We start from the raw sequence: 1,908 nt of genomic DNA on the forward strand, positions 1-1,908 counted from the left end.
GATCATTCGAACCACTTCCAGCTTCAGGCTAGGGTCGAATGTCTTCCGTTTTCTTGTTGCCATGTATTACTCCTCAGATGGTGTATTTTCCACCTATCGAGGTGTCCGGGCAAATTAGACCACAGCATGGTTCGGACTCTCGAGGAGTCGCGCTCCCATGAATTGGCGTATTCTCCGCACCGCTTCATCAGCCTATTTAGAATTGTTTTGGGGGCGCCGCGTCTTTTGTGCCACGCATCTCCTCCTTTCTTCGACAGTTTTTCTTTCTGACGCCTCGCTTTCATAGCTCTCCCCAAATTCTTGCCTCTGTCCGAAGCATGCCGTGTACTGCTCCATGGCTTTTTTCGCTTGTGCATGTGCAAAGGTTTGCCCGAGTACGACCGGGGTGAAGGGGAAAGTTCTCTTCTAGTCGCACAGAGCTTCCGTCAAATCTTAGTTAAGCCTGTATTGCTAGAGAAGGAAAGCATGTCTTTTATCCCAAACCAATTAGCCCATCTTGCTGTCACGTTCCCTCAAGAACACTTGGACCAGATCAAAGCCAAATCGGCAAAATATGGAGTTTCTTGGAAAGAAGGCTGCCAAATTACAAGTCTCATCATTCTGGACAAAGGTAAGAAGTTCGACCCAACGAGGGGCACGCTACCCCAGTTCGTCTTCGGGTATTGGGAAAAGCAAATGCGGAGAGAAATCGGTGCTCACACTTTCGCGATCTCACTCGATCGTGATGACATCATTGGCGAACATACACGCGCGTTGATTGATAATATGACTATGCCGACCGACGACGATAGCGAAGAAGTAACGTTCCCGGCGGATGAGCGTACTGTAGCCATGATGCTATCAGTCGCACGGTTTATAAGCGGCAAGACTACCTCTGACCTTGCACTGATTTTAGGCGTTACACCACGCCGCGTTCGTCAAATGCTGCAGCAGATACGCGAAAAGAAAACGATCCCGGAACGGTTCCAATTTTGCGTGGAGCTAGCTTGCTGTAGTTGATCAACAGCGCCTGTTCTCCTCATCACAAAGCTCCTCGCCGATTCAGGCCAGTCTTGTGACGGCCTGAAACATGAGTCAGGCTAAATGGCCGGGACGATGTTTGCCGTCCCCATCTCTGAATATGAAAAACCGGTGTTGCGCTACCAATGACCTGTCGTTTTTACCGGTAGCGCGATGCAGGAGGCCGCATGACAGTTGTGCCCGGCGCCTGAAGCCGGGTGGGGGACAAGCGCCGAAAGGAGCTTGCGTATTGACTGCGCATCAGAGGCGGGTCGATACGGAACAGTATTCTCGGGCTGGGGCAGTACCCTGGCGTTGTCGGACATGTGCCGGACAATGTGGCGCTGACCATTGAAGGTTGGCCTGTTGTTCGACGCTTAAATTTCGAGGCGATGGATGGATCAGCAACAACCGCATGCAGTACAACAACAGATGACGGGTTCTCAATCTTGGCTGGGCTTTATGCCGCTTGACCTAGAGCGGCGGACACATGTCGACACCGCATGTGCTGCTTACCACTTGGGAAGAAAACCGCAGACATTGCGGGTATGGGCGTCCACCGAAAATGGACCTCTGCGACCGGTTCGTGTGAACGGCCGCCTGGCCTGGCCCGTAGAGGCTATCCGGCGCGTTCTTGGTGCTTGAGAGAAGGGCGTCGTACCTTTGCATGCGATGTATTCGATAAGAGCCCTTTTTGGCTCTTTGATCGCCTGTGCATGGTGCGACAGGCCGCAGTCCCTTCTGGTTTGATTGATAAAGCCGGGTTACACAGCGGTTACATGGTGCGTATTTCGGTGAACGTGCCCACCCATTCCGGTCTATCGCGCCCACCTGCGCATGAGATGGTGTTACGCGGTTAAATTGTAGTGGGTGCGGTCACGATGGGTCGATATTTATCTCCTTTTTGGG

Annotated in this window: 1 protein-coding gene; it reads left to right on the forward strand. The window is 52.4% G+C overall.

Annotated elements, in window-relative coordinates:
• The first annotated feature begins 465 nt into the window (after positions 1 to 465).
• Positions 466 to 999 (forward strand): sigma-70 family RNA polymerase sigma factor, encoded by a 534-nt coding sequence (locus CSZ94_RS27195; RefSeq protein ID WP_146009924.1) that lies wholly within the window; start codon positions 466 to 468, stop codon positions 997 to 999.
• Positions 1,000 to 1,908 lie beyond the last annotated feature (909 nt).

The sequence above is a fragment of the Janthinobacterium sp. ROICE36 genome (assembly GCF_002869965.1).
Classification (GTDB): domain Bacteria; phylum Pseudomonadota; class Gammaproteobacteria; order Burkholderiales; family Burkholderiaceae_D; genus Janthinobacterium.